Annotated in this window: 9 protein-coding genes; 8 read left to right on the top strand and 1 reads right to left on the bottom strand. The window is 34.2% G+C overall.

Annotation, left to right across the window (positions count from 1 at the left end; translation table 11 throughout):
• The first annotated feature begins 535 nt into the window (after positions 1-535).
• On the top strand, positions 536-1,168 hold the full coding sequence (locus tag ACK1JC_RS16565) for a LysE family translocator (protein ID WP_409512938.1): 633 nt from the start codon (positions 536-538) through the stop codon (positions 1,166-1,168).
• A gap of 121 nt (positions 1,169-1,289) precedes the next feature.
• On the opposite strand, the gene ACK1JC_RS16560 is transcribed toward ACK1JC_RS16565, so the two are convergent.
• Positions 1,290-2,585, bottom strand: coding sequence for a MobA/MobL family protein (locus ACK1JC_RS16560; protein ID WP_409512937.1), 1,296 nt, complete (start codon positions 2,583-2,585; stop codon positions 1,290-1,292).
• Between the two features lie 169 nt (positions 2,586-2,754).
• Between ACK1JC_RS16560 and ACK1JC_RS16555 the strand changes: the two genes are divergently transcribed.
• The 7 genes from ACK1JC_RS16555 (at position 2,755) to nadS (ending at position 8,661) form a co-directional block, all read left to right on the top strand.
• Positions 2,755-3,240: a conjugal transfer protein TraD gene (locus ACK1JC_RS16555; protein WP_409512936.1), complete on the top strand. Its 486-nt coding sequence runs from the start codon at positions 2,755-2,757 to the stop codon at positions 3,238-3,240.
• Between the two features lie 669 nt (positions 3,241-3,909).
• A complete protein-coding gene (repM, locus tag ACK1JC_RS16550; protein WP_409512935.1) occupies positions 3,910-4,845 on the top strand; it encodes a replication initiation protein RepM in 936 nt (311 codons plus the stop codon).
• Between the two features lie 68 nt (positions 4,846-4,913).
• Positions 4,914-5,456: a plasmid replication DNA-binding protein gene (locus ACK1JC_RS16545; RefSeq protein WP_409512934.1), complete on the top strand. Its 543-nt coding sequence runs from the start codon at positions 4,914-4,916 to the stop codon at positions 5,454-5,456.
• Positions 5,457-5,835: 379 nt separating this feature from the next.
• Complete coding sequence (locus tag ACK1JC_RS16540) at positions 5,836-6,606, top strand: hypothetical protein (RefSeq protein WP_409512933.1); 771 nt, start codon at positions 5,836-5,838, stop codon at positions 6,604-6,606.
• On the top strand, positions 6,599-6,865 hold the full coding sequence (locus ACK1JC_RS16535) for a hypothetical protein (protein ID WP_409512932.1): 267 nt from the start codon (positions 6,599-6,601) through the stop codon (positions 6,863-6,865). Before ACK1JC_RS16540 ends, ACK1JC_RS16535 begins: the two co-directional genes overlap by 8 nt.
• Positions 6,866-8,075: 1,210 nt before the next feature.
• On the top strand, positions 8,076-8,396 hold the full coding sequence (locus tag ACK1JC_RS16530) for a type II toxin-antitoxin system RelE/ParE family toxin (RefSeq protein ID WP_409512931.1): 321 nt from the start codon (positions 8,076-8,078) through the stop codon (positions 8,394-8,396).
• Complete coding sequence (gene nadS / locus ACK1JC_RS16525) at positions 8,389-8,661, top strand: NadS family protein (RefSeq protein WP_409512930.1); 273 nt, start codon at positions 8,389-8,391, stop codon at positions 8,659-8,661. Before ACK1JC_RS16530 ends, nadS begins: the two co-directional genes overlap by 8 nt.
• Positions 8,662-8,768: the final 107 nt, after the last annotated feature.

The raw sequence follows: 8,768 nt of genomic DNA, 5'->3' as shown, positions 1-8,768 counted from the left end.
TGTTGGGCTTTTTTACATATTTGATGCTTGAGGTATAACTCCTGTCGTACCTTTAACATTTCCTTGTTCTTTGGTTTATTTTTATTGTCTGGAGCATCCTGCTCTCTATGTATTCATGATAAGAAATTGTGTTCCATGGGTATATTGGCTAAATCCTTCAATGCTTGTGCGCCCAGGCGTACAATACACTTAAATTATCCCAAGATTTGTCCGCAGAAATTGGGGATAATTTAAGCACTGGATGAATTGATAACACTGATGAAACGCCCAATATGATCAAAAAACAATCGATTTTATTGGCAAAAGATATCAGATCAGAATAAAAAATAGCCGATATGTTTCTATATCGGCTGTTGTGTGGTTTTTTGAATTTTTGAATGATGCTAATTGATTGATATTACAGGCTTATTACAAATGGATTTCGCATAAGCACCATTATGTTAAATATGCTTGGAGGAAAGCATATTTTTAATATCATTCACTTTATTTGTAATTGTTTGATATCTTGAAGCACTTCATTTTTTGAGTACAGATTGTGATAGATATATCTCAGATGGTTGCTTTTTCAGGTGTTGCTTTTTTAATGGTTATTACACCTGGTCCTAATATGATTTACCTTATTTCACGATCAATTTCTCAGGGAAAATCAGCAGGATTAATTTCATTAGTAGGCATAATTTTTGGATTTATTTTTTATATGGCTTGTGCTGCATTAGGTATAACTGCACTCCTATTTGCAGTTCCTTATGCGTATGACACTATAAAAATACTTGGTGCTTTATATTTATTATGGCTAGCTTGGAATGCTATAAAACCAAATGGTGTATCCGCATTTCAAACAGTAGAGTTAACACCTGATAGCTCACCAAAACTGTTTTTAATGGGCTTTTTAACAAATTTATTGAATCCGAAAATTGCCATTATGTATCTATCTTTACTACCGCAATTTATTCAACCTGATCATGGAAGTGTTTTTATACAGTCACTGACATTAGGTTTGATTCAAATTTTTGTAAGTGTTCTTGTAAATGTCTTAATCATATTTTCGGCAGGTTTTATCGCAGACTTTATGAATCAGAAACCAATTTGGGCACAAGTTCAAAAATGGATGATGGGAACAGTTTTATCTGCTTTAGCAATTCGTCTTTTAGTAGAAGAAAAGAAATAAAGAATTCAAATTCATATCAAGTTTAGATTTCCTAAAATTAACATAATACACCTTATGCGAAATGCCTGATTTATAGGCATTTTCATTTTTCAATGCATAAAAAATGAGTCCTGACTAATTTTTACATCTCCATGCCATAATCTCGATCATTCGATTTTTCTTTCTGTTGCGCTTTTTCCTGTTGCTGTTGATGCTCTCTCCATTGTGCCAAAGCCTTTAAAAGTTCCTGTGCCTTGTTAAATTTATCAGCTAAATCAGGATGGTTCTTTTCAATTTGTTTGATGGATGCTTCACGCCCGAAACGCTGATCATATAACAATTGCGTCCTTTTCTCGGCCTTGCTGTGGTCATGTAAAGACTTAATGCCTTGATATTCATTGACCAATTTTTCACGTTTTTCATCCCAATCCTTTTTCCCAAATAACATCGGTTTATTCTGATCTAAATCCTCAATCTGACTGCGAATCCCTGCACCTTGTTGCTGATAGCCTTTTAATTCCTTTTTAACACTCTGATCCACGTATTCTGTTCGATATTTTTCAAGCAACTGCTGATATTCAGCCGTGATTGCTTTAGCTTCTGCTATTTTTTGATTGGCAATTTTAATTTTTTCGTCATGGGTCAATGACTTCGGCTCAGCCTGTTGCTGTTCCTGATCAAGCTTAGCCAAGTGCTTCGGCAAATAATGACGATGCGTTTCAAAGGATTGAGTCGCTTCCCGATACTCGAGTAATAAATCCTTTGATTCTTGCTTCTGACTGTCGATCCACCCCAAATGCTTTTCAGGTGCCCGATCAATGCCCTGATCGGCAAGACTACGATGATCGACCCGATCTGTATGCCCATATTCTTCTAAAAATGCATTCTGTAGATCGGCAAAACGCTCACGTAACTCAACCAATTCCGTTTTACGCTGTTCTGCGCTCTTCGTGGTATTAGATTTCTGACAACCACCACGTTCAGGCTGTTTTGAGTTATAGCGCTTAAAGAACTGATCAGGGCCACGCTCGATCCCATCCTGAATCCGTTCGCTATACATAATATGCGCATGTGGTTGTTCACCACCCTCAATACTCGCCTTTGGCGTATGAATCGCCCAGGTATAAGCATGCTGATCCCCTAATTCCTGCTCAACAAAGACCTGAACCAAATCCTTACGCTGTTGAGGGGTCAGTTCTCTCGGCAGAGCAATTTCAATTTCCCGATAGCTTGAACCATTTTTACGCTCAAACTCATCCGCACATCGCCAAAATAAGTTCGGATCATCTTGTGCCCATTTGGGCATATTGCCATGCTCCGTGGCTTCTAGTTTTTCCTGATGCTTGAGCTTGTATTCTCCCTCACGCTCAATATATTCAGCATGTGCAGCAGCTTTACCTTTTGCACCGACCTTGACCGATAAGTGATAACTTGCCATGTTCGCTTTTGCCTGTGCTTGTGCTGTGGGGAGTACAGAGGGCGAAGCCCTTTGTCGTGCTTAGGTTTCTATCGAAGAGAGAAACTACTAAGTGCGCATTCTGAATTTTAGCACGCTTTCATTTCCATGCTACACTCGAATAAATATTGATGCTTTTAGCGGTATTCGCATGACCATAAAAACAGAATTACCTGACGGACATTTACCATTTTTAAAGGCACTATCACGGCCCACCGACTACCAAAAACTCCTCATCGAACTCTATGAAAAAACAGACCGTAGCACCACCGAAGACAAAAAATTGATCGCTTTGATCCGCACCGAAAAAGCCAATATCCGAGCCAACAAAGCCAAAAAGGACATGCAGCACCTACTCAATGCTGAAAAGAACAAAAAAAAAACCTTAGAACGCAAACAACGTACCAAACGGTTGATTGAACTCGGTGCATTATTCGATATTGCCGAGCTTGGACAGCATGATCCTGCCACATTGGTCGGCATGCTCACCAATATCAGCACAGCAATCGCACCAGATAGCGATAAATGGACGAATTGGCATAAACAGGGAGTTTCTATACTCCATGAGAGAAAACAGGCTAAAAACGCAAAAGAGGCGCAATCAGACCATGAAAATAACGACCCCATAAAAAACTGATCACCTTAAAAAATAGTGTTCCGATTCAAAGTAAGTGATCAAGAACATTTTAAGGGGGGTGGATTTGTACACCTTAAAGAATCCACCAGTCAAAAATAATAGGATAAGCCACTGTTACTTATAAAAATATGGAATCAATTAGAATGTATTCAGCGAGTGTCTACGAGCGACACAATGAAAAGTCGTGCCTAGACTCTCTGAAAAACTGTTTTTAAAAGAATAAATTCTAGAAACAGATAAATTCGATGCCCAAATTTGAATCTAGACCGAGCGTAGCGAGTAAAAGCTTTATGAGCGAAGCGAATCCATTGTTCTTTTGCCTTTGATTTTACTTCTTTTCAGATTCACGAATATATCAGCTAAAAAATTGCCCCAAGAATCGAGCGAAAGCGAGATTCAATAGAGTTTGAGCGTAGCGAAAACATAGGGCAATTTTTCAAACGAAGGGCTTTTAATTATTTTTAATGTTTTTAAATGCTTTTAACTTAGATGAAAGCATTATATAGCAATGCTTTCAGATGCTATACCACACCAAAAAGTCACCTATACCACACCAAAAAGTCACCTATACCACACCAAAAAGTCACCTATACCACACCAAAAAGTCACCTATTTACACCACAAATAAATAATGGTGTAATAACACCAAATAAAATAATGGTGTAATAAATGCCTACAACCGAAATAATCGTCAAAGATAATGCTTTAATTAATGCTAGTTATAATCTTGATACTGTTGAACAGAGGCTTATTTTGCTTGCCATTTTGCAAGCACGAGAAACTAAAACAGGAATTGATGCAAATACAAGATTACGTATCCATGCTAGTGATTACATGAATAGATTTAATGTAAGTAAACATGCAGCTTATAAAGCATTAAAAACAGCTGTTACTAACTTATTCGGTAGACAATTTAGCTATCTAACTATTGATGAAAAAACAGGAAAACCCAAAAAAGTTATTTCTAGATGGGTTCAAAATATTGCTTATATTGATGATGCTGCAATATTAGAGGTTACTTTTACAATGGATGTTGTTCCTTTAATTACACGCTTAGAACAGCAATTTACAAGCTATCAGCTTAAGCAAGTAACTCAATTAACAGGTAAATATGCTATTCGCCTTTATGAATTATTAATAGCCTGGAGAGAAGTAGGTAAAACGCCACTATTTGAAATATCTGATTTCCGTTCAAAATTAGGCTTGGGAGTAGATGACTATCCAAGAATAGATACTTTTAAAAGACGAGTCCTAGAATCAGCAATCAAGCAAATTAATGAACATACAGACATCATTGTAAAAGTAGAACAGCACAAGGAAGGACGTTCTATCGTTGGTTTTTCATTTTCCTTTAAACAAAAGAAGGTAGAGAAAAATTTATCAGAGAGTTGTAGAGATCCAAATAAGTTAGATCTTTTTTCAAAAATGAATGATGCTCAACGGTATCTCTTTGCTAAAAAACTCGCTGAACTTCCAGAAATGAGTGAGCATTCACAAGGAACTGAAAGCTATGCCCAATTTGCTATTAGAATTGCTGAAATGCTACAAGATCAACATAAGTTTAATGAGCTTTTTCCTCTTCTAAAAAAGGTTGGCTATCGTTAAATCATTAATGTAACGTTACATGTTCAAATAATGTCTACTGGCATACATCTTTTTACTTAGGTTACATGATGAAAGCATTATCTGTTATTGAGCTAGCTGAACTCTATAGAATGAATAGACAGAGTATCTATAAGCGTATAAATAAAGGAGATTTATCTAAAAATAGTGATGGAAAGATAGATCTAGCAGAGGCTATACGAGTCTTTGGAGAACCATCTAATAAAAAGAGCAATGTAACTACGTTACAGTCCACTTCGGCACAAAAAGATACAGAAGTAGACATGCTAAAACAGCAGGTAGACATCCTAAAAAAACAATTAGAACTTGCTCATGATCGTGAAATTTTTCAAAGGGAGCAGTTGGAAGCTAAGGATAACCAAATTGAAGCTATACAGCGTCTATTAGAAGCTCCCAAAACCAATATGACGACGTTTACCGATCAGAAATCCGAGCCTGACACAGCAGACCCACAGTTAAAATCTGAACTGAAACATGACGGATTGACTACTCCCGATCAAAAAGAAAACCCACGCATACCAGTACCCGAACCTATCGAGCCTGAACTAAAGAAAAGGGGATTTTTGAGTCGGTTTTTCTTGCCTAATGGTTAAATGTACTGTTTAGCTGTTCTATTTAAATATTTAGAATTCTGATTAAAAAAAAGGCGTGAAACGTGAATAGTCACAAAGAAACCATGATAGTGCGCTGAACCCCATCATGGTTTCATATAAGATATTGATGCTTATGAATAAAGTTCAAGCATTTCGCATAAGGCGTATTATGTTAATTTTAGGAAATCTTAAAAAATAATCAGCGTCATTATAAGCTAGAAATTTTCTAAATGGTAATTAATCAAAATATCGAAAATTATTTTTACTTTAGTAAAAAATACAGCTTAATTAATTTAAATATAAAACTTTTTATGATAAAAGACACAATCAATTTCTAGGTTGTTTTCCTGGGTTCTTAAAATTTAAGATAGGGTGAGAAATGAATGTTTCGTCCGCTATAAAAAAGTGTCTGATAGGAGGAGTATTACTAATATTGATATTCTTACTATTTTATTTTGGAAATTTTTATGAAAAATATGAAAAAGCAATTGAATTAAACGAACCATTTATGCGTATAACAGTAATGATTTTTTCATCAATCATCACTGTATTCGCCATGATTGTCGCACTCTTTAAAGAAGACATACGTGGATTCGTTGTTAGACCAAGATTGCATCTAAATAAAGAGAATAAGTTAAATGAACTGACTAAAACAACTGCACAAAGTACAATTGAAGCAGTTGAATACTTTTACAAAACTTTTGTTAATAATATTGGAAATATTCCTGCTAAAGAAGTTGAAGTATATTTAACAAATTTAAAATACAAGAAAATTAGTGCTCAGACCTACAAAGAAATTGAAGTTGATGGTATACCTTTAACATGGAAAGATTCGGAATCTAAGCAAATAATGATTCCACGTAATTCTAAGAAAAGTTTAACATTATTTAAAATCATTCCGCCAAGTGAAGTATCAACCCCCGATCAACCACCATCAGATGCATCTAATCAGCCTAGACTTCAAATCGGCACAAAGCTATATAATGTAGATCCAGATATGGGGGAGTGGATAATAGTATTTTCTATATATTCTGATAATGCCAAGCCTCTAACTATTAAATTAACTATCAAATGGGATGGGAAGTGGGAACTTCGCCTGACAGAAATGAGTGCGAACCTTTCAGTAACGGAAGAGATTAAATATGTATAACTTATATTACGTTCAGATTAAAAAAGAATTTGAAGAGATCTCGCAAGAAAGAATGGCGAATATTGGCGATTTCATTAATATTTTTGATACAACTTATCTTATTGTTACAGAGATGTCTGCAAAGGATATCTATAACAAAATTTCTATGAATGGTGAATCAAGTATATTCATAATTCAATGTAATATAAATGAATATTATGGTTGGGCTAACAAAAGAGTTTGGGCTTGGCTTGATGAAAAAAAGAAATTATTGCGTTAATTATTAATAATTTCACTCATTCAATATTCCTTATATCGCTTTCGTTAATGATGAATATTGAATGAAATTAAGCAATACTTAATAGTCTCTTCAGACATTACTGAACATTAACCTTTGATTGATGATTTTTCATATAAGTTGTCTATGATAATAAGTAATTTTACTTTTACATCCCACACGTTTTCAAACCTATTTTTTCAATTAACTTTATATTTATTTAACATAATGGCACTTATGCGAAATTAAAAATGGGAGCTTATAATTAGCTAATTTTATGTAAATACTTTTAAGCATGACTCTAATAGAAAAAGTAGTACCTGTCATATTTAGGCATGTAGATCAAAATATTCTTAATGCGACAGAACCAAAATTTTAATCATCCATAATTGTTTTAAAAGTCCATGTCATTATCTTTATTACTATTTTTGAACAAATATAAGATATAAAAGGAGATAAAAATACGATTAATAAACTATCAATAGCTTTAACGTAATATAGAAAAGTTGTAATACTCCATGTGAGTAGAAAAATAAATGTTAGAAAAAAACTAATATTAAATAATTTAGATAGGAACTTACTAAAAACAAGAAGAGGCAGTATAAAAACAATGATTATAATTAGTTGAAACATTCAATTAAACCCTTAATTAATTAAATACTTAATAGACCAAATAATTAATAATAAAAGTAGATGAATTAAAGCTGCTATTATTAGAAATAGAACAATATTCCACATTTCAAAATTATCAAAAACTGAAAAAAATGCTCCTAATACGCAAGAAATACCATAATAAAGTGTATATTCTTTTTTAATATTAAATTTTTTATGTAATTTTATAGATATAGCTAAAACAATAAATGGAAAAAACATTAATGGAATTATGAAAAAAAACATGTTTTCTCATTTAACTTAATTAGATTAAGAAATTATAACTATTTTTTATGGTTTATCAAATATTTAAACTCTAAAAAAAGATAACTGAGAGAGTGTCTACGAGAGATTAAGCATCATAAAAATTTCGCCCTCGCATTTTTGCTGATTACAAACTCTCTTTCGGTAATGCTCCCGAAAATTAACCGAGTTTAAAAGTAGAAAATTTGCCATTTAACATAAAATCTCTTATGTGAAGTTAAAAAAGCGAGAACTATAGATCTCGCTTTTTTATTTTCAAATTGCTATACTTTTTGTACGCCATTGACGTATTTGATTCATGCTATTTATTGAAACCAGTATTTTTACCAAACAGATCAAAGATCTTGTTAGCGATGAAGAGTATCGTCAGCTACAGCAAGACCTATTGGTACAGCCTGATAAAGGTGATGTGGTTAAAAATGGTGGTGGCATTCGTAAAGTACGTTGCGCTCAAGGCAACAAAGGAAAAAGTGGTGGTATCCGTGTGATCTATTACTGGGTCACAGAAGACGATCAGATCTTTTTTCTTATCGCTTATCCTAAATCAGTAAAAGATAATTTAACGGATAAGGAAACTGCAATTCTACGCCAATTAGTGAAGGAGCAATTTCATGGATAACAATTTATTTGATGACCTCGTTTCTTCGATTAAAGAAGCAGGAGCAATTAAACGTAAAGAGGTTCAAGCAAGCCGAGTTACAGAACTTGAACTCCCTGATATTAAAGAAGTTCGTGAAAAGACTGGCTTAAGCCAAATTGAATTCGCATCACGTTTGCATATCAGTGCAAGAACGCTACAGAACTGGGAACAAGGGCGACGTTACCCCACTGGCCCAGCAGCGACTTTAATTCGCATTCTAGATGCACATCCAAGCCTGATCTAAAAGATATAGACATAAAAAAGCCCAACATCCTGTTGGGCTTTTTTACATATTTGATGCTTGAGGTATAACTCCTGTCGTACCTTTAACATTTCCTTGTTCTTTGGTTT

Origin of the sequence: Acinetobacter sp. TY2 (assembly GCF_046269225.1) — a bacterium.
In the GTDB taxonomy this organism is placed as follows: Bacteria; Pseudomonadota; Gammaproteobacteria; order Pseudomonadales; family Moraxellaceae; genus Acinetobacter.
The sequence above is the reverse complement of the archived record's forward strand: the minus strand, read 5'-3'. Positions and strand labels throughout refer to the sequence as shown.